This is a genomic window from Bacillus sp. 3103sda1, from assembly GCF_024159135.1.
Classification (GTDB): domain Bacteria; phylum Bacillota; class Bacilli; order Bacillales; family Bacillaceae_G; genus Bacillus_A; species Bacillus_A rhizoplanae.
Genome location: NZ_JAMYWS010000001.1, coordinates 2,214,099 through 2,237,344, shown reverse-complemented (window position 1 = coordinate 2,237,344; position 23,246 = coordinate 2,214,099). Strand labels below are relative to the sequence as shown.

Here is a 23,246-nt window from a genome sequence, read left to right as displayed (position 1 = left end):
CGTCCTAATAGTACACTTCTTTATATATGTTTATCCTATCTTTAACGCACATGAAAAATCCATTTAAAGAAAATTCTTGTAAAATTCATTTTCATAAACAATTAATTTCCCCAATAATTGATCATAAAAATACTCTTTCCGAGTTTATTCTCAAAAAGAGTATCAATCATCCAATATTAACCTGGTTTACTTATTTTCATTTTTTGTGCTGATGGTGGACAAGTTAAATTGTGCTCGTGAATTTTTTTATTAATGATTTCAACCATTGCAGCAAACTCTTCCTTCTCCATGCATGTATGCAATTTTTCCTTTAACGCATCAATTTCTTTCGAAAGTTCAATCCACCTCGGTAATATATGATTATCTTTCATTGTCTTATATAGTTGTTTTTCTGGATTATAAGAGAGACTTTTATCAATTTGTAGCGGCTTTCCTTTTCCTACTAAATCATCAAATACGCCTTCTTTTTGAGAACGTTTAATAATAGAACTAATATGATCTTCGTACGTATATGACCAAACTTTCTCATCTTTCACTAAAATTTCTTGTTTCTTTAATGCCTTATCTATTTCTTTTTCTCTATCCTTCATATGTTTTCTCCTCCCTTTTTATTATTTCATAGGTATTTTAAATTGTTGTAAGGATACTAATCCTTGAGCAAACTGTCTATGCCACCACAATTCATCGTGACCACCAGGGAATTCAACATAAGTGCTTTGATACTCTTTTTCTTTAAGTACTTCTGATAATCTCCTATTTGCTTCTAACAATGGTTTATTTTCTAACTCCCCAGCACTCATATAAATATGTAATGGTAATGTGCCGCTTCTTTTAAATTGATTTTCGATCCAAGGGTGTGATTCTGCGTAATCTTCGTTTTTCCAATGTACAGAACCAGACATTGATAAAACGTTTCCAAAGAGATCTGGATATCGCAATGCTGTATAAAAAGCTGCTAAACCACCGAGACTGAATCCGCCAATTGTTATATGATACGGATTTGCATTAACATGATACTTTTGTTGAATCCACGGAAATAGTTCTTTTGCTAAAAACATATTCATTTCCTCGTAAAATGTGAGTTCTGTAAATCGATCTACATGATCAATGCCAATTAGAATACACGGTGGAATTTCCTTTGTATGTATAAGATGATCTAGTGTTGCAGTTGCTGATAACGTCTGCAGCATAGAACTGCCATCAAACATGATAAGAAGGTCATAAGGAGCTTGTTCAAGTGAGTAATTATGCGGAGTATATATCCAAAGTTGTCGTTCATTCTTTAATATAGAACTATGAAACTGATGTGTTTCTACTTTTCCTTTTGGAATATGAGTTTGTCGCTTAGTTTTATCAATTTGTGACGATAGGCCTAACTCGAAAACAGATATTGGTCCTGCTTTATGCCCAAATATTTTAGAATTCAATGGATCACGCTTATAATTTTCACTTCGTTTTACCCAATCTTGTTCAAAGTCATCATTAATTGAAAAATAATACGTCGAAGCAAACCTATTTTTTGTTCGAAATGTTTTAAACCATATGTTTGTATGTAAAAGCTTATTCATTTCATTGGCCGTCAAATCCCACCCAGGAAAACTGCCAAATACATATGCATTTTCGGTTTGTTCATCACCTAACCAAATATATGTAACAAGATGGTACTCATCATCAATTGGGCAAGTCTCCACAATAGGTGTTTCTTGTTTCTTTATGCTCTCTAAAAACAATGTAACAGCAGCAGGATTCCCTAGATTTAATTGCTTCGCCAAATCATACATAATTGGACTCATTAGTTTCTTCATTTTTTGCCTCCTTTCCTCTGTTCAACTCAATACTTATTTCAGTAACAAGTGGGTTGTTTCCTCGTTATTTACTATGGATATAGTGTATTTTTTGTGAACAAATTTTATATTTAAGACTAAATAGAATAAAGTATTCGACTATAAAAACTTTACAAACCAAAAAGGTGTTTTCTAGACGTGAAAACACCTTTTTAACATAAATCCAGTTTCAAGAATTTAAAGTGTACTAACCCAACATGTTTCTATGTCATGCTCTTGAATTTTTTTCATAAGTGTTTGTACGGCAGCATCCGGCATGACTTTATATCTTTTTAAATTTTCTTCAGTAGGTATCATCCAATAAAAATCCAGATGAGATTCTCTAGATTTAGGAGGTGTTTCCGTGTTTAATTTATCACTGTTAACTTTAAAGACATGATTAATTTCATAATGTAGTGTGTCTCCATCTTTCCACTGATTTTCAATTACACCAAGGAATTTTTCGATTGAACAAGCTGCACCTATTTCTTCTTCCCACTCTCGTATAAGTGCATTTTCGACTGACTCACCTAATTCAATATGTCCTCCTGGTAAAAAAGAATGATGCCCCTTAAAATGTGCTACCAAAAGCTTTCCGTCTTTTATAAGTACACCCCTGACAATATGGTGAAAGCGAGTTCTCATACTTTGGCCCTCCTTATTTACTCATCAGATATTAAATTCTAATGTAGGAAGTCAAATTCCTTTGCCGGTTGAATATAGATGACATCATTAAAACTATTTGGTTTTTTTGTTGTAAAAATACGGTAAATGAAATTAGATTGAACGTAAATTGTTCAATCTAATTTCATTACGCTCTTATGCTTTTCATTAAAATCACCTAATCATGACCACGATTTCAACTTTCTCCATCTAACAAAATATTAGTTTACTTAATCCATTGTTTTAGGTGCTCAAATTGATTTTTTGCATCACTATAACCAAGTTCATATAAATGAACTAATCTTTCTTTATTCCGTTCTAATCCACTTGCAGGTAACTGAACACTTGGTTGTATAACAAAGAAATTCTCTTTTTGTTTTTCTGAATAGAGATAAGATATAGTATTATTATAGATTTCATAATGCTCAACAAGACGATTTGCCACATTAGGATAATGTCGATACAACCATTTCGCAATAGACGATAGCTTATTCCGTTGTTTTTCAAATCCTGCTGGTTTCGTCATAATAACCACATTTTTTTGAAATCCATCAGCCTGCGCTTTCTGAATCGGAATTGGGTCTGTAATCCCTCCATCTAGTAACTGTTTATCATCATATTCAACTGCCGGAGCAATAAATGGTACAGAGCTTGATGCACGAATAATTTTTAAAATATCATTTCCGTGTTCATGTTTATTGTAATACACAGCTTCGCCTGTCTCACAATCAGTTGTGCCAATAACAAACTGTTCTGCCCCGTTTTGGAATGTGTGAAAATCAAATGGAACAATTTTGTTAGGTACTTCATCAAATAAAAAATCCATGCCAAACAATTCACGTTTTCGTAAAAAATTTCGAAATGATATGTAACGTGGATCGCTTACAAGTTCCGTGTTTACTTTCTTATTTCTTCCTTTTTGACGAGATAAATACGTAGCAGCCATACAAGCCCCTGCTGAAACACCTATCACATAAGGAAAATACAACTCTTTTTCCATGAAAAATTCTAATACACCTGCTGTATAAAGTCCTTTCATTCCTCCGCCTTCTAAAACTAATCCAATATTGTTCATATATTGTCCCTCTGTCATATTTCAAATTAGTAGTGTATAAAAAGTTCTTACACAAATATATTAGCATAAGATATTATGATGAAGTATTAAATTGTTTCATTGCAATTGAAAATGAATTCTCATATCGAAAAGTAAGAATCTGCTTTTCCGTTTCATGTTACAATAAAAGAAACTCATTCTATACATAAAGGAGGACTTCATAATGGGTTTATTTAGTGGCATTTTAGGAAATGCATCTGATGCAGATATAAGCAGCGTAGAACGTGATTTACAAGCGATTATGTTAGACGATGAGCAAGTAGAACACGCTTATAAGTTAATTCGTGATTTAATTGTATTTACAAATCGCCGAATGATTTTAGTAGACAAACAAGGTATGACTGGTAAAAAAACAGAATACCATTCTATTCCATATAAAAGTATTACACAATTTAGCATAGAAACAGCTGGTCACTTTGACTTGGAGGCTGAATTAAAAATTTGGATATCAGGTATGCATGATCCAATTACGAGAGAATTTAGAAAAGACGATAGTATTTACAGCATTCAAAAAGCACTTGTAGCCTACACAACAAAATAACAATATTGTATTTTTATACAACATAGAAAGTATTTACCCCGTATATTTTGGAACGATATACATAAATTTTGATTAAAAATACAAAAAAGACTATCTATCAGAAGATAGTCTTTTTTGTATTTTATCAAATTATCTTTTTGATATTTTAAATAATCTTGTTCAGCTATTAAGACCAACGTAATTTATTATTTACTAAAAAAATATTGTAAAAACTTTTTTAATGATACTTGTCCAAGCCATATCTATTCTATTCCATATAATGATTGTAGTTAGATGATACTAACTAATAATTTAAACCCAATTTGGAGGGATATTGGAATGGATGATTTAAAAAAAATGATTTCTTCAACACTTAATGAAAAACAAAAGAACGAACTATTCAATATAGTACTTTCAGATGTTTTAAATAGAAATGATATAACAGATTCATTTCTAAAAAATTTACCCTCAGAGAAAAAAGCACAAATTAAAAAAATCTTTTCTGAATTACAAAATCAAATTAATAACATTTTAGACTAAAAGGAGAGAGTTTATGTCTGGAGTTTGGTATCCAAATCAAGATAAAAAATGGAGTGCATTAGATTCTTCAAAGCCTCATCCATCCTTCAACGATCCAACAATTTCAGAAGAAGCTAAGCAAAAAAATAAAATGTATCAATTGTCTGAAGAATATATTGCGATTGTTGACTCTGCTGACGTTCAAGTTACTACCACAGATACAAAAGTAGCACTATCGATTCAAGCAGCATTACAAGCAGCAATTACTGCTATTATAAGTATATCTATTGCAGATAGTGAAAAAGCTGATAAAATAGCACAAGAACTTTTTCAAAAATCAGCTATTACACAAATCAATAGACAACGTACTATTATTAGAAATTCTCGAAACGTTTCAGTAACTACTACAGATACTGATATAGCAGTAAATATTCAAATCCTTCTTCAAATTTTAGTAGCTTTATTAGTTAAAGTAAATATTTTATAAAAAATAATTTAACTTTCCTATCATGGTTCACAATTTAAAATTCAATATAAGAATCCATTGATTTTTAGGCGTTGTGTAAAAGCGTCTTCCAAGAACCCCCTCCAATTGGGGTTTTTTTATAGTTGAAACTTTTTTTAATCAGCTAAACCGCTGCAAATACATGACACAAAAGGATATTTTTTCACTTGTTAGATCCAAAAAATTATCAACATTAGCTATAGATATTTATATGGTTCTCCTTATTAAACTAAATGGATATAGTTTAATAAGGAGCTTGTCAATTCAAATTTAAATAAATGCTAACTGTGGGACAAAAAAGTAGTCATTTTAAACTTCAATTATTATAGGAAGAATCATTGGCTTTCTTTTTGTATGTTCATATACAAATTGTCCGAGTGTTTCTTTTATATTTTTTTTAAGAACATTCCATTGGCTAATATTCGCTTTTTGTGAATTGTTGACAGTTGTTACAACCAGTTGATTAATTTGCTTTAAAAAATCTTCTGAATCGCGCACATATACAAATCCACGAGAAATTGTGTCTGGACCAGAAATCATTTTCCCATCTGTTTTACTGAGAGTTATGACTATAACAAGCATACCATCCTCTGCAAGCTGTTTACGGTCACGTAAAATAATATTTCCAACATCACCAATACCCAATCCGTCTACATATACATTTCCTGCAGGTATTCGTCTAGTTTGATAAGCAACTTGGTTCTTTATATCAACAACATCACCATTATTCATAACAAAAATATTATCTTTCTCAACACCAACGGACTCTGCTAAAAGGCGATGATGATGTAACATTCTAAATTCCCCATGAATCGGAATGAAGTATTTGGGTTTCATTAAAGTAAGCATTAATTTTAGTTCTTCTTTATAAGCATGCCCAGAAACGTGCATCCCCGTTGAACTTCCTGTTCCATAAATCACATTAGCTCCTAATAAAAATAAATTATCTACAATACGCGAAACATTTCGTTCATTCCCTGGTATAGGAGTTGCAGCTATAATAACGGTATCTTCAGGCAGAATATCTACCTGTCTATAGTTTCCACTAGCTAACCGAGCTAAAGCAGCCATTGGCTCACCTTGACTACCAGTACAAAGAATAGCGACCTTTTCTGGCTCCATTTGGTTGATTTCATGCGCTTCTATCAGCATTCCCTCTGGAATATTCAAATATCCTCGCTCCAATGCAACAGATACTACATTCACCATACTTCTTCCAAGCAAAGCGAGTTTTCGATTTGTTTTACGTGCTGCATCTACCACTTGCTGTACGCGATTCACATTAGAAGCAAAAGTGGAAAGAATAACTTTTTTACTGGCCTTGAGAAATGCCTCTTCAATATGTTCACCTACAATTCGTTCTGACGGAGTAAATCCAGAACGTTCCGCATTTGTACTTTCAGAGAGTAAAGCTAAAACACCATTACTTCCAATTTTGGCCATTTTATGGATATCTGGATATTGATTATTTACAGGAGTCAAATCAAACTTGAAGTCACCTGTATGTACTACCGTACCTTCTGGTGTATGAAAAGCAATGCCAAGACAGTCCGGAATACTATGATTTGTTTTGAAAAAAGTTAGACTAATTTGTCCAAGTTCAATTAACGATTCAGAATCAATAACAAATAGCTCTGTTACATCTTGAAGTTTATGTTCTTTTAATTTAACTTCAATTAAACCTAACGTTAAATGTGTTGCGTAAATTGGCACATTCAGTTGTTTTAATATATATGGAATGCCTCCAATGTGATCTTCATGTCCGTGTGTAACAACTAAAGCCCGAATCTTATCTTGATTTTCCTTTAAGTATGTAATATCAGGAATAATCAAATCAATTCCTAATAAACTTTCATCGGGAAACTTCGATCCACAATCAATGATCACAATGTCATTTGCATACTGTATAACATACATATTTTTTCCTATTTCCTTTATGCCGCCTAAAGCAAAAATGGATAGTGTATTTTCTGCTGTGCTCAAAATGAATATCCTCCTTTTTTAAATTTTTATTCCCTATTAAAAATCTATTTGTTTATATATTTTCCAACACATACAAATTTATTATCTCTTACAAAACGAATAAGTATATTATTTACTTCTTTAACTGAACATAGTTAAAGGTGCTAAAAGGGGCATTCAAGAAGCTAGGAGGTTCTAGAATTATGAAAGCTGTGACTTATCAAGGACCAAATCTTGTCGAAGTTAGCCAGGTAGAGGATGCAAAAGTTGAAAAGAAAGATGATATTATCGTAAAGATTACCTCAACTGCTATTTGTGGATCTGATTTACATTTGTATCAAGGGAACATGCCATTACCTCCAGGATATATTATTGGCCACGAACCGATGGGTATTGTAGAAGAGGTAGGACCTGATGTCACCAGGGTCAAAAAAGGAGACCGTGTTGTAATTCCTTTCAATGTTTCATGTGGGCATTGTTTTTATTGTCAACACGAAATGGAGAGTCAATGTGATAATTCAAATCCTCACTATGATTCTGGAGGATACCTTGGCTATACAGAGAAATTTGGTAACCATCCAGGTGGCCAAGCTGAGTATTTAAAAGTTCCTTTTGGAAATTTTACTCCGTTTGTTATCCCTGAATCATGCGAGCTTGAAGATGAGTCATTGCTTTTTTTATCCGACGTTCTTCCAACTGCATATTGGAGTGTAATAAATGCAGGTGTAAAACCTGGCGATACTGTCATCGTTCTTGGATGTGGCCCTGTTGGATTGATGACTCAAAAATTTGCTTGGATGAAAGGTGCTAAACGTGTCATCGCTGTTGATTACTTAGATTATCGTATAAATCATGCCAAAAAAATGAACAAAGTTGAGGTATTCGAATTTACAAAATTCCCTGATATGGGAGAGCATTTAAAAGAAATTACTCATGGGGGCGCCGACGTAGTTATTGATTGCGTTGGTATGGACGGAAAAAAATCACCTCTTGAATATCTTGAACAAAAATTAAAACTACAAGGTGGCACTCTTGGTCCTATTCAAATTGCTACGAAAGCTGTTAGAAAATGTGGAACGGTGCAAATAACGGGTGTTTATGGAGGAAACTATAATGCATTTCCTTTAGGAGCATTTTGGACTAGAAATATAAATCTTAAAATGGGACAAGCCCCCGTCATTCATCTTATGCGGGAACTGTTTGAAAAAATAACAAATAACGAGTTTGATCCAAGAGAAATTATTACACATAAAATACCTCTTGAAGACGCAAGTCATGGTTATCGAATTTTTAATAATCGTGAAGACGATTGCATAAAAGTCATTTTGAAACCATTGTAGCTTTGTAATAAAGTTTGATAAAAAGGACACAGCTAATCTTTATTAGATAGCAAACAAAAAAGAATCCATTTTGAAAAAAGATCGATCAAAATGGATTCTACAGTTTTGATATAGATGTGATTTTTATAAAAAAGTTTAATCATTCTAGGATTGGACATTATATAATAGCAAAAATGAGTAGTAGATATTATCACTATCTAAAAAAATGTTTTATTGCTTCAAGTTGTATTTTATGATTACATTCATCACAGCAATATTTCCCTCTCGGATTTTCCTTGAATTTCTTATATTTTTCAGTTCCTTCATATACCCGAAATACATTTTTACAACAAAAACAAATAACCTCATAAAATATCATGTACTTCCCCCCTTCTCAGGGTGATACATTGGAACGTTAAAAATTATTTTTAAATATATTTTAACTATCCTATCAAGTTCCATTACTAAATGTCATAAAACATCCTTAAATTCCGCTCCAACCATTAAAGTTAAAATTTATTTCAAATAAACGTAACCACAGCAAGTGCAAAGCCGTCATATCCTTTGGAACCAACAGTTTGAAGTGCTGTTGCACTCACGCGTGGCTCAGTAGCGAGCAACTCATAGAATTGTCGTATCCCTTTTACACTCTGATCATCACCTGAATTTTCTAGCACTGCACCATCACGTACAACATTATCTCCAATAATTAAAGTACCTGGACGAGAAAGTTTCAGTGCCCATGCTAAATAATACGGATTATTCCGTTTGTCAGCATCAATAAAGATGAAATCAAATGGCTCATGTTTTTCATCAACAAGCTGCTGTAGTGTATTTAGCGCTGGCCCAAGACGCACCTCCACTATATCACTCAAATTAGCAAGCTTAATGTTAGAACGAGCCACTTCTGCATGCTTTGGGTCTGCTTCTAACGTAAGAAGACGACCATCTTTAGGTAATGCCCGCGCCAGCCAAATAGTACTATAACCACCTAACGTACCAATTTCTAATATAGTGCGTGCTCCTTGAATTTGCGCAAGCAATTGCAGGAATTTCCCTTGATTCGGGGAAACATCGTGCGCGGGTAAGCCAGAATCTGCGTTAACTTGGAGTACCGTATCAAGTACAGGATCAGACGGAACTAGTAAATCTGTTATGTAGCGATCTACCTCAGTCCATTTATTAGATATCCCCATATAAACTGTCCCCCTTGCAGTTCAACTGCTTAATTTATTATCTATAGAACTGTTACCATCCTAATCGATCACGAAGAGAAGTAATATGTGCAGTATGATGACGACCATGCCATGCGTAAAGCCCAATCGTTACACCTAATTTATTAGATCCTGATTCAGGATGATTAAACGTTTTTTCAAAATCATTATGTTTCATAAATCGCAGTAAAGAAACCCATCGCGTATGTAATGATTCTAAAAGTGATAGAGATACGTCTATTGGTAATGTAGAATCAGGAAGCTCTGCCCATTTTTCTTCCATATACGGTTTAATCGTTGGATTATTTTCCGTCAGTGCCAATTTAAACCGAATATAACTATTCATATGACTATCTGCAATATGATGAACGACTTGGCGCACTGTCCATCCACCAGGACGATACGGCGTATCAAGCTGATTTTTATCTAAGTCTTTTACTGCTTGTGTTAATTCAATAGGAAGATTTTCAATTTGTTCTATCCAATTCTCTATTGTATCTTGTGTAATGTTCTCTTCATAAGTGAAATGACCGATTGGATAACGTAAGTCCATAGTTGTATTGCTCCCCTTCTTTGTTTTAATTAGAATGTTTCCAAATATAATGGATAAAATCAATTTTTTGGCCGTGTAACTCTGCTGTATTTTCATCAATTGAGATGCGTGAAAAAAGGTTCTTTTCTAATACTTTTTGAGAAGCAAAATTATTATTTGTTGTTTTCGCATGAATTTTAGTAACATGATAGTTTGTTGCTTCATCTAAGAGGAGTTTTACAGCTTTAGTTGCAATACCTCTTCCAACATATTTTTCGCCTAATCGATAGCCAAGATACCCGAATTCTTTATCTTTCTCAATATCTACTAAATTGATTCTCCCGACAATTGTTCCTGCCTGATTTCTTATTAGGTGAAAATATGAAATACCTTCAAGTTGTTCTTTTAATAATTCATAAAATATCTTTTGAAACGTTTCATATGTATAGTAATCTTCACCACGACTAGGCAACATCTTTTCGAAAAAAGACCGGTTACTACATTCAAAAGCAAACAATTTTTCTGCATCTTGTTCCTTTAACTTTTCTATGTAGACTTCCATTCGATAACCATTCCTTTTCAACATCAATCAACTATATACATTTGCTATTTCGTCACAAAATCCTGCTGAAAAAAAAGGCTACTTTCCTCGACTCATAAATATAGCAAACAGTACTTTTGGATGAAAAAGATGTAAGGGACTGCGAATTAAATTCATAACATTAACCAATCGAATATAAATTTCCGGATTAAAAGCAGAAAGACGATATACCTTTTTGGTGTACCACTGTTTAAATGGTTGCATAAGAGGTCTGTCCCCTTTAATGTTCGAAACGCGAAATGCTTCTGTTGTAGTCATTTCCCACGGCGTTGCTATCAACTCCGAAATACTCTTATGAAATTTGTAGGTGAAATCTTTTTCGAGATGTTTATTTTCCCGGAGACATCTTTCCAACTCTAAAGCTTCCATTGCAGCGACTGAAATCCCTTGTCCAAAAACGGGATCAAAACGGCAATGAGCATCTCCAATTACTAAAAAACCTTCCGGAACATGTCTTATTAAGTCAAAGCGGCGACGCACTTGATAAGGAATTTTATGTATTCTTATATCCGAAAGAGGCTCTGCTATTTCAAGAAAACTTCGCACATCAGGGACCGGTAATTTCTGAGCATAAGCAAAAAATTCTTCATCAGTTTGCGGAGCACGCTCATTTGCGTAACCGCTAAAAGTTACATAAAAACGATCGTCTTCAATTGTTTGAATAAGAGCACCATAAGGGTTTTCAGGAAAACTAGGAGAAACAAGAAGGTTACACCAATCTAGCCGTTCTTTTGTTTTTAAACGAAATACTCTAGTAGCATAAAATAGTTGAATCCATACTTTTTCCTCTTTAACCTGTATACCATGTGTTTGTAACCACTCTACACTCTTTGACCCAAACCCGCTTGCATCCACAACTACATTTGCATGAATTTCTTCTTCTGCACCTGTTTCAAGGTTTTTCACTCGTACTCCGTATACTTTATTATGCTCTTCATCTATCAAAATTTGTTCAACCATCATTCTATATCTAGTTACAATATTAGCTACTTGATCAATTCGTCTTTTTAAATGCCACTCAAACATAGGACGGCTTTGTTGAACCATGGTTAAATCTCCTGTAAATTGTGGTTTCCAACAACCAAAATGATGCCACTTCACATCTTGTGTAAAATTACTTACAATACTTTGATCCTCAATTAATTGCGAAATAATTTGAGGAAATAATTCCTCAATTGCTTCTTCTCCGCCTTTTAATAAAACATGTGGATGATAACTTTGCGGCACTCTCTTTCTAGGAGTCTTTTCCGTCCATTCTTCACCTATTTCTAAAATTATTACTTTCTGAAAAGAATGAGATAAAGCCTTTGCAGAAAGTTTTCCAGCAATGCTGCCTCCAATTACAATCGCGTTCTCCAATATGTTGCCCCCTATCTACCTTTTCACTATTTCTCTATCAATTTTACTACTTTAAAACCTCTCAATGGGACATAACGGATTTAAAAATCCTGTATCATAATATTAATACAGGATTTTAATTTCTAGTGATATTTCATTCATCTTTACTTTTCATAACAAGAATCGCATGCGCAAATAATCCACAAGCAATCCCAATAAAAATTCCGATGTTAGGCTTTTCTAATAACATTCCACCTGCTAAACCTAACATAAAGAATCCCCCATAAAATAACCTTACCATTTCCTCATATTTTTTCATGTTCCTTCTCCCTTAAAATACACCAGTAAATTGTAAGGTAAGAATGAGAAGTCCAAGGGCCCATACATAATACGCAAATGTTTTTAAAGAATGATGTTTTAAATATTGAATCATCCATGAGACGGCAATATATCCAAAGAATGCTGCAGATAGTGTACCAACAATAAGTGACGTGTTAGAGATTGCTTCTGCTTTACCTTGAAAAACATCGACTAACTGTAAAATAATTGCCCCAACAATTGCAGGTGTTGATAATAAAAATGAGAAATAGGCTGCTGTTTCACGATCTAATTTTCTCCAAAGTGCTGCGACGATTGTCATGCCTGAACGAGATATCGCTGGAAAAATAGCAAATGCTTGAAACGAACCAATAATAAATGCGTCTTTATATGTTATATTGTCCATCTTCTTCCGTCCGCTTTTTTGTTTCTCTGCCATATATAAGAATAAACCTGTCACTAAAAATTCCCATCCAATCGTTATACCTGTTTTTGAAATCTCTTCAAAGAAATCTTTAAATAGTAAACCAATTACAACCGCAGGAATTGTTCCAATAATCAATAAGTACGTTAATTTTGAGAATGGATTTTTTATTAAATAGAGAAATTCTTTTTTATAGTAAATAAAAACTGCTAATAACGTCCCTATATGAAGCATCGTATCTAAAAAGAGCCCTGCCTCATCTAAACCAAAAAGGTGCCTTCCTAAATACAAATGACCGGTACTGCTAATTGGTAAAAACTCTGTTAAACCTTGAATAATTCCTAGGATAAAGGCTTCTAACCAATTCATGATTGTCTCCTTTCAAGTTTGCTTGTACCAGTATATGTTTGTACTTTTTTAGTTATGTAAAGTTACTCGTTTTTAATAGATTCTTATACCAAATGAAAATAATGTGATTTAGAAAGCAAAGTGATAACAATTGACAATGAAGAACCCATAAAGATAATATAAATGCATAGATAAGAATATATGTTCGTTTTGTAAAAATGAACAATTCTTTGTATTTAATAAAAGGAGTGAATAGAAAATGGAAATCTCAAATCAAAAAATTACTACCTTCTTAATGTTCCTTGGAACAGCCGAGGAGGCAATGAAACATTACACTTCTATATTTGATCAATCAGAAATCATAAGTATTTCTCGTTATGGAACGAACGAAGCCGGCGCGGAAGGGACTGTGTTACATGCTACATTTTCATTAAAAGGACAACAATTTATGTGTATTGATAATAGTAATAAAGATGTACATCAATTTACTCCCGCCATGTCATTGTTTGTCTCTTGTGATACAGAAGAAGAAATTGATCGAGTTTTTAATAAGTTATCTGAGGATGGCGCGGTACTAATGCCATTAACTGCTTCTCCTTGGAGTGCAAAATTTGCTTGGGTCCAAGATAAGTATGGTGTTTCTTGGCAATTAAATCTTGTTAAATAAAGTTCAATCAAAAATCTTTCAGAAACATTTTTGATTGAACTTAAAGGAATGACACGCTCATAAAAGGTGTCCAAAAGCTATAATAGCGTGTCATTTTTATAATATATTTTAATTGATTATGAAAAGCTTTATGTACGCAGCTATTGTACATATCAGAATAATGAAATTATTTCCAAACCAGCCGTAGTTTACATAATACTCTTTGTCCTGATGCAACAAAAAGTAAGGCATGTAATTTGGTTCTTGAAACCCTTGAGAGAGTAAGGTAGAATTAAGATGCAGTAGAAATGAAAAGACCTCGTTTAGAGAATTAACACATCACAGCGATCGTAAGTTGCAACTTTTTTGCAGAAATGAAAAGACCTCGTTTAGAGGATTAAAAACTAGTAGAATATGTAAATATACAGAAAACAAAAAGAAGCTAATCATCTACATATAGTAGGTAATCAGCTTCTTTTTGTTTTGCAATAGACTTTTTCAGTTGTAGCTTTGAAATAAGGGTTGTATTTTAATCAAACTTTATTTCAAAACGGTACGACTTTTTTTCTAAACAGTTACACTTTATTCCAAATCAATAGTGGTAGTAAACGAGGTCATTTATAAGTATTGTGTAACAAACTATATAATAAGTGAGTATCCGAAATTTAAAAACATATTATAACCAACTATTTCAATGCTTCTAACATTTCCTATAAAAGTTTACCGAATTACAGTTTATTCATTAAGCCTTGGTTGCGCAAAACCCATTCTGCACATAGACCAATTAAATGCTGTTTTTTGAATTTCATCACAAATGTCCCACAAGTTATTTACTAAACGTAATTCAACATTACGTTTAAACAGTTCTTGAAATAAATCAACTACTTCTAACTTAGCAATCGGAATTTGTGTTGTTTCACTTACATAATAGCCAGCAATCTCATCTTGAAGTGTGAATTGTTTTATATCAAATTCATACAAGTATAATTTAGTATTTTTCATCGTTTCAAACCATTTGTTTTCAATCACTACTACATGTGAACATGATCTTGATGATATATATGTTTGCTTGTCGATTTCAGATGTATTTGATCCAATATGATAGCAAACGCGTGGACAATTTCTAGGCATTAAAAAGTTAGGTAAACGTTTATCATCGATTGCCCATACAAGTCCCTTCTTTGGATCTAAGTCCGTTCTAGTAGGTATTCGGGGCTGAAACACTTGTATATGACTCTCTTCACTTACATGGAATATCCGCACACGATTCCCTCCTTAAAATACATTACCTTGTCCTTATCCCTTGTTTTCTTAATTTGAATACAATATAGCTCGACAAACCATATTTCCATATAGCTTGCCTATAATGAAAACGCTAATAAGTGAAAATTTGAAATAAAGTCACGATGTTTCTAAAAAAGACGCGAAGTTTTGAACAAAGTTGCGACGTTTCTAAAAAAGATATGATGCTTTACCTCTTCATAATCAAACTTAATTTTAAAACTACACTTTATTTCAAAGCTACAACTGAAAAAGCCTATTTCATAATAAAAAGAAGCTGATTATCAACTATATGTAGATGATCAGCTTCTTTTTATTTTCTATCGACATGTTCTACTAGTTTTTAATCCTCTAAACGAGGGTTTTTCATTTCTACATAAATAGGGAGTGATTGGAATGGCGAATTATAGTATTGGTATTAATCCTCTAAACGAGGTTTTTATATCTACTGTATCTTTATTTTACCTAATTCTACCAAAAACTTCAAGAGCTAATACTATTATTATACAACTGGATTATTATATAATTTTTGAAAAAAGGTGCCTTTTAGACACCTTTTTCCTATATATATTTTTTGTTGCATTTGTGTAAATGGACTGTGATGCTATATTTCTATCTAATCTATCTTAAATCGTCAATAAACTGAAGTAGTACCTTATTCATTTCTTGATATATATTCCTCACGCCCAGCTCATTATTGTTAAAAAGAACGAAAAGCTGTGTTCGCAGCATCCTAAAGAATGTATCCTCTAATTCTGAAACATCATTGATTGGTAATTCTTTATTGACGTGATTATATATATCTTGCTCAGAACATCCTTTCCACCCATGGGCAAAAATAAGCTTATTACGAAGCTCTGCAAGTTTATCTAAGGCTTTAGATGTATTGAGAAATATTTGTAATTCGCTGTTACCTTGCTTGATATAAAAGTCTATAATTGCTTCCATTGAAAAGCGAGTAAGCGGGCGATCTAATTCCACACGAACGCCTTTATAATTTTCTAGGAAGTTCAGTAAATTCTTCTGTCCCGTAAGCCAAGATTCATTTACGTATTTACCTTTCTCCTTTAAAGCAATTTCTAGCCTATCTTTTAAAATTAGTTGCAATGATTCTTCGTGAAAGCGGAACACACGTCCTACCACATCAATAAATTGTCCTCGTTGATATAACATCCACATGTTCCAATATAGTTCAGACATCATACGGCTTATATTAGAATCTTTCGAATCATTCAAGTCATAAATTTGATTATAAAGTTCTTCAACCACACGTCTATACTGAGGACCGTTATCCCATACTTGCTGAATACTTTCTTCTGCCTTTTCAAAGTCAAAAGATGCTCTTGAATGAGCATATTGAAGTAATTGTTCAATGTTATTAATAGAGTGCTTTGCTTCAAATTCCTCAGAGTGGCTCTGAATCATTTTCAATGCTGCATAATAATCGTAGTTCTCTATATTTTCCCTTATTGTATCTATGTAGTTCTGCTTCATAAGAATTTTACCAATTTGCAATTGAATAGGCACATTTGAATTATTGGGCAGATAAAGAATTTCTACCTTATTTTTCAAATACTTCATGCTATTTAATAACAACATTGTACTCATAGCAGGAGTCCCGCTTGTAATGGATACGTATACTTGATTGGTTGAACTCAAGTTGCCCGCAACGCGTCCTATCTCCGCTTCATAAAATTCATTCATTACATCCAAATCTGCAGGATTTTGTTTAGTGAATCGAATGATAGGTTTTTTTAACCCATCCAATAAATGCTTGAATTGCGGACTTTGTTTTAAATCCATTAAATAAGCTTGAAGTACTTTTGCCACATGAACAGTATCTGTAAAATGCGGCATTTCTTGATCCGACGTGAAGAGAATGATTTCATGAATCTTTTCTTTGTTACGCTTATTAATGCGTTCAAGTGTCTTTTCAACTATTGGGAACATTATCTTATTTTTATAATCCTGATAGTTTTCAGAGATGTATTCACTTATTTCCCGAAATCTTAATTTATTTGCAATAATATCTGTAAATGTTTCTCCAAGTATTTCGATAGGTTCTTTAAAATATAAATCACGATTTCCTATATTGAATATAACTACATTTTTCATGGTTTTCCCTCCATTGCAGCTATTCTTCAAATCCATTCCCGTCAGTTAGTACGAATGTTTGTCGGGAGTTTCTGAAAACTGATAGCACTTTCTGTAATCCCACTCTACACTCTCTTAGTTATACTAATGTACCAGCGGGAATCCACACCTTATATTTTCCTAGTCCAAATACCGTTTGTTTTCCTATATGACTAAAAGATCCACATTGCAAGTATGGAACTAATTTTTTCAGGTCACCTTGTAATTGAAACATACCCACAACGCCTCCAAGATTCATGCTCTTTTGTTGTTTTGCTGAGTACCTATGCCAGTCTTCCCATTTCCCCTCTGCATAGCTACAATGTATGGAGTTAATAATATCATTAAGATCTTCTTTGAGTAGTGGATGCTTTATCTCGCCATATAACTTACAAAGGTATTGCGTACGCCGTACACACGTCTGTAAAAACACTTCTGCATCCATATCACGTATTACGTATCCAGACTTTAACAGACGTGTAGGCGTTTGAATTTGTATCATAACTTGGCTGATCTCATGTGTAGGCTCTTTCCATCCCCACCATTCCACAGGTAGCTGATCATCTTTTAATTGACTTGAGGTAACCCGAGTAACAAAACCTGCTTTAGAGACATGCTCTACTTTACTAATATGGAATTTGATTCGCTTTGAGCCTATACCATATTGCTTTCCTATAATATCTAATGTATCAACAAAATATCGAGCGTAAGAACTGTTTTCACCAAACAAGATAATTTCTAGTTGCTTCTCTTGTCCTTTGCTCCAAAATTCTTCATTAAACACAGGTGCTTCAACAACTAACGGCGGCGAGAGATAACGTGTCTGAAAAGCAAGTTCTGGTGCAAAAACTGCGCTTATTGGCTCGAATATTGAGCCATACGCACAATTTAGCATGTAGGAACATTTCTCACACGACAGGTTTGGATATATACATGTTCGTTTCCTAATCTCTCTTCCCCACATTCCGCGAAAGATGGATGAGGAATTTTTCGGCATTGCCCCGCTATCTAAAGCCTGTATTGTAATCCTTAACTTTATTGCTTGCAGTTTGATTTTTACTAAAGAAGAAACCTCTATGTTAGCCATAATAAAGCTCCTTTATTGCTAAAAATAATGAAAGAGATATTCCATAAAAAGAGATATCTCCTTTTTTAAAGATAGTTTGGTAGTTTAACGGGCAGCGCTAATGCGTAAGCATATTGAACAACATCTTTATTGAAAGAAATATTATTTAGCATTCTTCCATAGTATGGCTTCGGTTCAGTTGTTACAAATATTGAACCAGGTATAATGCGGGTTAAAGGTTTTTTAAACAAGTTCTCTGACTCTGAAATACGTCCACCGAGTTTTCCATACTTTGTTTCAAGTTTATACCATCCAGAGATTGGATCTTCTTTACTCGGGACACCATAACTCAACCACACAACAGCATCAGCTCCATGAGACATTGTATCTAAATCGAATCTTTCAAAGATATCTATCACTTTAAACTGACCATAGCCAAGGTTCTTTTTTCTGCCATATCCTGTTAGTGAAATATACAACATAAGTTTCTGTAATAACTCTAAATTATTCTCATTTTGGACTCTTACAAATATTGAGATACGATTCGTACCCTTTAATAAGGTGCTTTCTTCTTCAAATAACCCATCCGTATCTAAACTTCTTCCGCTATCTCGGCTTATAGTATTATGAACTTGAATTACAGATTTATAAGTTCCTTCTACTTCGTTTGAGAAAGAAATCGGGTTTCCCTGTAAAAAAGCATAGAAATCTCTTTCGTGAATTAATTTTAGATTTTTCAGTCTTTTACCCCTTTTAATGTTCTCTATTTTCTCCTTCTTGGACTGCTCCTGTCTCTCAGGTGGAGGAAACAGAGGGCGTGGGAAACTCCCTTGGATAAAACCATCAGATAGAACAAATAAAGGTGCATCCTGAAACTTAACTAGCCAGTCTAATAGGGCTTTCTCCCCAAATAAATCTCTGTAAGCCCAAGCTAAATGCCCAAACAAAATATCGCTTTGCCATGGAGTCATGAATGGACTTTCTAATTCTAAACATATCTCATATAGCTTCATATGAATTCACTCCGATAGCTTTTATTTACTTCCTACTTCCTTTATAAAATCAATCTTCTCATTTACGTCATGAGGAATGAACTCCAAGTTCTTAAATGACACCTGTCCATAGCCACGGCTACCAGAACCACCAAGATAATCCGATTCCAACAGCTTTAGACCCTGCTTAATAAAGTTAATTACTTGCTCTTGGTTATCTTTGTCATAAATCTTCAACACCATCTTTAAGTCAAATTCCGCCCCTTCAGGTACACGTTCAAATGTTCTCGGCTTATCAGCAGTACCCGTAGTGCGAACAATAATATTTTCTGTTTTAATTTCTGTATAAAACATACCCTTTGAAGCATTAGCATGCTGCAGGCTCTCTCTAGATTCATTTGTTAACTTAAAATCACGCACTAGCAAACGTGTTGGCCCAAGTTTGTGATGAGAATTTTTGTGTGGTCCAAAAACTCGACATACTAGACATGTCTCATGTGCACAGCCACAAGGTTCACCTGCAGCACGAGGATGAGAGCTCTTAGGCTTCCTACCATATACGCCTTCTAGAAGTGATCGAAGCTTTCCTTTTACAGAAGAACCTGGTATATAGGGCAGATCTGTTAACGGCTGTCTTATAATCGGATTATCTAACCCGCCGATTTCTATTGAGTCCTTTGAACCGCCAATTCTAAGACCCGTCTCACATTTTATTATACCTGTGATCTCGATAATCTTTACTACTTTCATCTTTTATTCCCCTCCCTATCAGTTTCCTGTGAAATAAGCTATTACACTTTGAAAATGACCAATAAAGGCTAAAAAGTGTTTATAACTTTTAAGGGCTTCTTCCGTATTTCTTTCCATAAAAACTTTAAACTGAACTGGAAGTTTTTGATCTTCTTTATTTACAACATAATTAGCTAGCGGAACAACAGGATAAAGTCGATGTCTCTCCTCTTCAAATGTACGCTCATCCTTAAAGAACGGTTCTAAGCCTTTTATTAAACCATAGAATCGCCGGATTGAGGCGCGTGTCATTCCCTTCTGGGCAAGTTCCTTCGCAATAGTTTCTGCCCAATCCATATATAATTCTTTTCTAGGCTTTCCGTTTTCATCAAAGTACCCGTCTTGAAGATAAGTTTGCCAACTAAACGTATTGTTTACGCTCATTTTGATTATGCTCCTTCCCTATAGAAACTACTTAATCGGACAATAGTCCTCATATATTCCCAAGTCCAGTCCACTTTATCATCATAAATGTTCTGAAGTGACTTCGCCCAATGGATAGATTCTTCATTATCCATACTCCATTGATTCGTCACAACATCTAAAGAATCAATTAAGTTACGGCGGATTGAGTAGTGAAGCATAGGAACAAATTTTAAATATTCGTTCTCACCTTTTTGCTTATACATCTGATACATATGGCTAAAGTTAACAAGTTGATATAGGAAAGAAGAAGATAATTTCTTCTCGTTCCACCAATTTGCTATTCTAATAGCCTCGTCACGAATATCTTTAAAGCTACTCCACTCCATTGTAGTACCAATGAGACTAACCTGGTTTCGCCCATTATCTATGCCTTTCCTTATCCGCATACAATTAGGTTCATCCTTTGCTGCCTTTAATAAATCTTCTACTTGGTGTGAAGCATGCGTTATAGAAAACTTCGCTCTAACAATATCAATACCAGCAGATAAACTTACTTGTGGGTTTAAAACGTACTGACTAAAATTTTTCCTAACTTCTTCAGCCACAAATAATATCTCACTCCATGGACCAATTAGGAAGAGATCATCTCCACCAGAGAACACCGTATATGTCAAATGATACTTCTCCCAAAGCCATTTATTCATACCACCAGAGAAAAACCTTTCTAAGAGCTTACTTAACGTTACTATGTGAGAGAATGTATATGTTCTCTGCGATTCGCATTGCTCGTCTTCTGGAATCAAGCCTACAGAAAACAACATTCCCAAATTATCGACGTCAGCTTTTAAATACCCCAATAAGTCTCTCCCCTGTCCCAGGGTAGCAATTTGGCCGAATGTCAAGGGAGACCTTACCTCTAATTTATCATTTGGGTCTGCATGTTTCTCTAGAGTTTCCTTTCTTTTTTCAGTTAGAAGAGGTACATAATTAGCTACCCATTTTCGTTGAAATGGAATATTTACACCTAATACTTCTACTTGATTCCATACTTGAAGAAAGTACCCTTCCTCTAATGATCTTGGAAGTTCGCTCAATACATCCACTGATACTTTTTTTCCTAAAGAAATCATACCTTCGTTTCTCTTAAACAGCAGATATTTAGCCTTTGGCAGAATACGACCTATCTCCTCGTCTAGGAAACAAGCTTGACAAAATCCTTCTGTATTCTTTACATGTTCAAAACGTGGAAACTTACGACAACTTGCACAAGGCTCTGATTGTTCATTAGAATGATGAATAAAAACATTTTCACTCCATTTTCCTTCTTCAGAAGTCAAAATGTTAACAAATGGTGTTCCTTTCACTTTCTGAATTTCTTGATAAAGTCCATTTAATATATGTGGGAATGATTCATTTACATCTTGTAACTGAACAGATTTAGAAGCTGTGTTCAAACATATGAACCCATGGTAACGTTTATAATAGTAGTGGTTTATTTGATGTTGCCACTCCTGAATTGAATATGATTCTGGGAGGATGGCGTAGAAAATTCCGCCTGCTGAAAGAAGTAGATTAAACATTGGCATTTTTGCTTCGAGCAGCAATTCATGAGCTGCCGAGTCTGCCAACAACCCTAGAAGAAAACTTCGTGCACGTAAGCGTTTCGCAACCTTACCCGCACCTATATGAGCAATGTCCATTAAATATTTTTGAATACCTGATATATCACCAATTACTAACCGGAATGATGTACCTTCACCACATGCAACTATAAGTGCAGCCATTAGACGAAAATGCATTGCTAGTGAAACAGAATTTAGGTCTCTAGATACTGGTACTGCAGCTAGCCACTTGTCTCCCCAATCTAAAAAATGAGCAAGCCTGGATTCTAACTCATTTGGAGCTTTCCTAATCCATCTCAACCAAGAATTCGCGATTTCTTCCCAATGATCCGCTAAGTCACTAGTAGTGGGTTTGCTGTAAGATGGATAACAAACGGCTTCTTGCCATGGTTTTGGTTCATAATAAGAAAGTTGGGAAGCAGTATTGCTATTCATAATTCTGAGTTGGCTAAACACGGATACTAAGGGCTCCATTCCCTTATCTACTTGTTCACCCAGCGCTTTCCATACATGTCCAAACGATTCTATGTCTTCCCAAACGTCAAGCAACTTTTTACCCCACTCTGTCTTTTGGAGCTCTTGCTTTATTTTCTCCCCTTTACTAGCTTTATACTGAAAAATCCGTTCATATAAAGCTAGTATCAAAGCATTCTCAACGCATTGTAAGGGTCGATCATTGTGCATAAAATCCCCCCATTTCTATTTTTTTCATGTTCTGTTAATATATATGATATATAGTTTTAATACCTCAATCAAGATTTTCCATATGAAAATATGAAGTATTTAAACTAAGTAAATATTTATGCTTGTAGATTGTAAACGAACTAGGAAACGCTAAGGCAACTCAACATTTTCATAAGTGACTTATTATTAGAAAATAGTATACAATCGTAGTTGCGCGAACTTTCAGACTAAATCCGACAGTAGGCATTACTACCTAAAAAAATTAAAAAGCCTTGGAAAGGGTAGTCATCCCCAAGGTTTTCAACACAGTTACTTGACACACTATTGATTTTTCCCTTAAAACAAAAAACAAGAATCTTTTCCCACTTACTCTCACTACTTTTAGCATGTTGTCGCAAAATTTTCTCCATCACTTTTTATACAGTTAATTCAAAAACACGATAGACTAACGCTTGATGAACATACTC

At 34.1% G+C, this 23,246-nt stretch carries 24 protein-coding genes; 5 read left to right on the top strand and 19 right to left on the bottom strand.

The window, feature by feature from the left end; translation table 11 throughout:
- Nucleotides 1-176: 176 nt before the first annotated feature.
- The 4 genes from NKR74_RS11110 to NKR74_RS11095 all read right to left on the bottom strand — a co-directional run bounded on the left by NKR74_RS11110 (nucleotide 177) and on the right by NKR74_RS11095 (nucleotide 3,561).
- The gene (locus tag NKR74_RS11110; RefSeq protein ID WP_253629574.1) at nucleotides 177-590 is read right to left on the bottom strand and encodes a DnaJ family domain-containing protein; all 414 of its coding nucleotides are present in this window, start codon (nucleotides 588-590) and stop codon (nucleotides 177-179) included.
- A 21-nt stretch (nucleotides 591-611) separates the two neighbouring features.
- Complete coding sequence (locus tag NKR74_RS11105; RefSeq protein WP_253629573.1) at nucleotides 612-1,805, bottom strand: alpha/beta hydrolase; 1,194 nt, start codon at nucleotides 1,803-1,805, stop codon at nucleotides 612-614.
- 216 nt (nucleotides 1,806-2,021) lie between these two features.
- Nucleotides 2,022-2,468: an NUDIX domain-containing protein gene (locus tag NKR74_RS11100; protein ID WP_098310250.1), complete on the bottom strand. Its 447-nt coding sequence runs from the start codon at nucleotides 2,466-2,468 to the stop codon at nucleotides 2,022-2,024.
- 244 nt (nucleotides 2,469-2,712) lie between these two features.
- Nucleotides 2,713-3,561, bottom strand: coding sequence for a patatin-like phospholipase family protein (locus NKR74_RS11095; RefSeq protein WP_253629572.1), 849 nt, complete (start codon nucleotides 3,559-3,561; stop codon nucleotides 2,713-2,715).
- Between the two features lie 202 nt (nucleotides 3,562-3,763).
- Between NKR74_RS11095 and NKR74_RS11090 the strand changes: the two genes are divergently transcribed.
- The 3 genes from NKR74_RS11090 (at nucleotide 3,764) to NKR74_RS11080 (ending at nucleotide 5,126) form a co-directional block, all read left to right on the top strand.
- Entirely contained in the window at nucleotides 3,764-4,141 is a 378-nt protein-coding gene (locus tag NKR74_RS11090) for a PH domain-containing protein (protein ID WP_098310248.1), read from the top strand.
- A gap of 318 nt (nucleotides 4,142-4,459) precedes the next feature.
- Entirely contained in the window at nucleotides 4,460-4,660 is a 201-nt protein-coding gene (locus NKR74_RS11085; protein WP_253629571.1) for a spore coat protein, read from the top strand.
- A gap of 13 nt (nucleotides 4,661-4,673) precedes the next feature.
- Nucleotides 4,674-5,126 carry a spore coat protein gene (locus NKR74_RS11080; protein WP_253629570.1) on the top strand — a complete coding sequence of 151 codons (453 nt, stop codon included), beginning with the start codon at nucleotides 4,674-4,676 and terminating at the stop codon, nucleotides 5,124-5,126.
- Between the two features lie 327 nt (nucleotides 5,127-5,453).
- Here NKR74_RS11080 and NKR74_RS11075 read toward each other — a convergent pair whose 3' ends face one another.
- On the bottom strand, nucleotides 5,454-7,127 hold the full coding sequence (locus tag NKR74_RS11075; protein ID WP_253629569.1) for a ribonuclease J: 1,674 nt from the start codon (nucleotides 7,125-7,127) through the stop codon (nucleotides 5,454-5,456).
- A gap of 182 nt (nucleotides 7,128-7,309) precedes the next feature.
- On the opposite strand from NKR74_RS11075, the gene NKR74_RS11070 reads away from it, so the two are divergent.
- A complete protein-coding gene (locus NKR74_RS11070; RefSeq protein WP_253629568.1) occupies nucleotides 7,310-8,446 on the top strand; it encodes a zinc-dependent alcohol dehydrogenase in 1,137 nt (378 codons plus the stop codon).
- A gap of 193 nt (nucleotides 8,447-8,639) precedes the next feature.
- On the opposite strand, the gene NKR74_RS11065 is transcribed toward NKR74_RS11070, so the two are convergent.
- The 7 genes from NKR74_RS11065 to NKR74_RS11035 form a co-directional block, all read right to left on the bottom strand.
- Nucleotides 8,640-8,804 carry a DUF2197 domain-containing protein gene (locus tag NKR74_RS11065; RefSeq protein WP_098311009.1) on the bottom strand — a complete coding sequence of 55 codons (165 nt, stop codon included), beginning with the start codon at nucleotides 8,802-8,804 and terminating at the stop codon, nucleotides 8,640-8,642.
- A gap of 142 nt (nucleotides 8,805-8,946) precedes the next feature.
- Entirely contained in the window at nucleotides 8,947-9,621 is a 675-nt protein-coding gene (locus NKR74_RS11060; RefSeq protein ID WP_098311008.1) for an O-methyltransferase, read from the bottom strand.
- Nucleotides 9,622-9,673: 52 nt separating this feature from the next.
- Nucleotides 9,674-10,192, bottom strand: coding sequence for a YfiT family bacillithiol transferase (locus NKR74_RS11055; RefSeq protein ID WP_253629567.1), 519 nt, complete (start codon nucleotides 10,190-10,192; stop codon nucleotides 9,674-9,676).
- Between the two features lie 25 nt (nucleotides 10,193-10,217).
- The gene (locus tag NKR74_RS11050) at nucleotides 10,218-10,733 is read right to left on the bottom strand and encodes a GNAT family N-acetyltransferase (protein ID WP_253629566.1); all 516 of its coding nucleotides are present in this window, start codon (nucleotides 10,731-10,733) and stop codon (nucleotides 10,218-10,220) included.
- Between the two features lie 78 nt (nucleotides 10,734-10,811).
- Nucleotides 10,812-12,134 (bottom strand): NAD(P)/FAD-dependent oxidoreductase, encoded by a 1,323-nt coding sequence (locus NKR74_RS11045; protein WP_253631131.1) that lies wholly within the window; start codon nucleotides 12,132-12,134, stop codon nucleotides 10,812-10,814.
- A 130-nt stretch (nucleotides 12,135-12,264) separates the two neighbouring features.
- Nucleotides 12,265-12,429, bottom strand: a complete 165-nt coding sequence (locus NKR74_RS11040; protein ID WP_176524732.1) for a hypothetical protein — start codon at nucleotides 12,427-12,429, stop codon at nucleotides 12,265-12,267.
- A gap of 12 nt (nucleotides 12,430-12,441) precedes the next feature.
- Nucleotides 12,442-13,221 carry an undecaprenyl-diphosphate phosphatase gene (locus NKR74_RS11035; protein WP_098311004.1) on the bottom strand — a complete coding sequence of 260 codons (780 nt, stop codon included), beginning with the start codon at nucleotides 13,219-13,221 and terminating at the stop codon, nucleotides 12,442-12,444.
- Nucleotides 13,222-13,459: 238 nt separating this feature from the next.
- Between NKR74_RS11035 and NKR74_RS11030 the strand changes: the two genes are divergently transcribed.
- Complete coding sequence (locus NKR74_RS11030; RefSeq protein ID WP_253629565.1) at nucleotides 13,460-13,867, top strand: VOC family protein; 408 nt, start codon at nucleotides 13,460-13,462, stop codon at nucleotides 13,865-13,867.
- A 714-nt stretch (nucleotides 13,868-14,581) separates the two neighbouring features.
- Here NKR74_RS11030 and NKR74_RS11025 read toward each other — a convergent pair.
- The 7 genes from NKR74_RS11025 to cas10 all read right to left on the bottom strand — a co-directional run bounded on the left by NKR74_RS11025 (nucleotide 14,582) and on the right by cas10 (nucleotide 22,779).
- On the bottom strand, nucleotides 14,582-15,109 hold the full coding sequence (locus tag NKR74_RS11025) for a DUF6886 family protein (RefSeq protein ID WP_253629564.1): 528 nt from the start codon (nucleotides 15,107-15,109) through the stop codon (nucleotides 14,582-14,584).
- Between the two features lie 639 nt (nucleotides 15,110-15,748).
- Entirely contained in the window at nucleotides 15,749-17,242 is a 1,494-nt protein-coding gene (locus NKR74_RS11020; RefSeq protein WP_253629563.1) for a hypothetical protein, read from the bottom strand.
- A gap of 118 nt (nucleotides 17,243-17,360) precedes the next feature.
- Nucleotides 17,361-18,347, bottom strand: coding sequence for a CRISPR system precrRNA processing endoribonuclease RAMP protein Cas6 (cas6, locus tag NKR74_RS11015; RefSeq protein WP_253629562.1), 987 nt, complete (start codon nucleotides 18,345-18,347; stop codon nucleotides 17,361-17,363).
- Between the two features lie 65 nt (nucleotides 18,348-18,412).
- Nucleotides 18,413-19,339, bottom strand: coding sequence for a type III-A CRISPR-associated RAMP protein Csm4 (gene csm4, locus NKR74_RS11010; RefSeq protein WP_253629561.1), 927 nt, complete (start codon nucleotides 19,337-19,339; stop codon nucleotides 18,413-18,415).
- A gap of 21 nt (nucleotides 19,340-19,360) precedes the next feature.
- The gene (gene csm3, locus NKR74_RS11005) at nucleotides 19,361-20,068 is read right to left on the bottom strand and encodes a type III-A CRISPR-associated RAMP protein Csm3 (RefSeq protein ID WP_253629560.1); all 708 of its coding nucleotides are present in this window, start codon (nucleotides 20,066-20,068) and stop codon (nucleotides 19,361-19,363) included.
- 18 nt (nucleotides 20,069-20,086) lie between these two features.
- Nucleotides 20,087-20,491: a type III-A CRISPR-associated protein Csm2 gene (csm2, locus tag NKR74_RS11000; protein WP_253629559.1), complete on the bottom strand. Its 405-nt coding sequence runs from the start codon at nucleotides 20,489-20,491 to the stop codon at nucleotides 20,087-20,089.
- Nucleotides 20,492-20,496: 5 nt separating this feature from the next.
- Nucleotides 20,497-22,779 carry a type III-A CRISPR-associated protein Cas10/Csm1 gene (gene cas10, locus NKR74_RS10995; RefSeq protein WP_253629558.1) on the bottom strand — a complete coding sequence of 761 codons (2,283 nt, stop codon included), beginning with the start codon at nucleotides 22,777-22,779 and terminating at the stop codon, nucleotides 20,497-20,499.
- Between the last annotated feature and the right edge of the window lie 467 nt (nucleotides 22,780-23,246).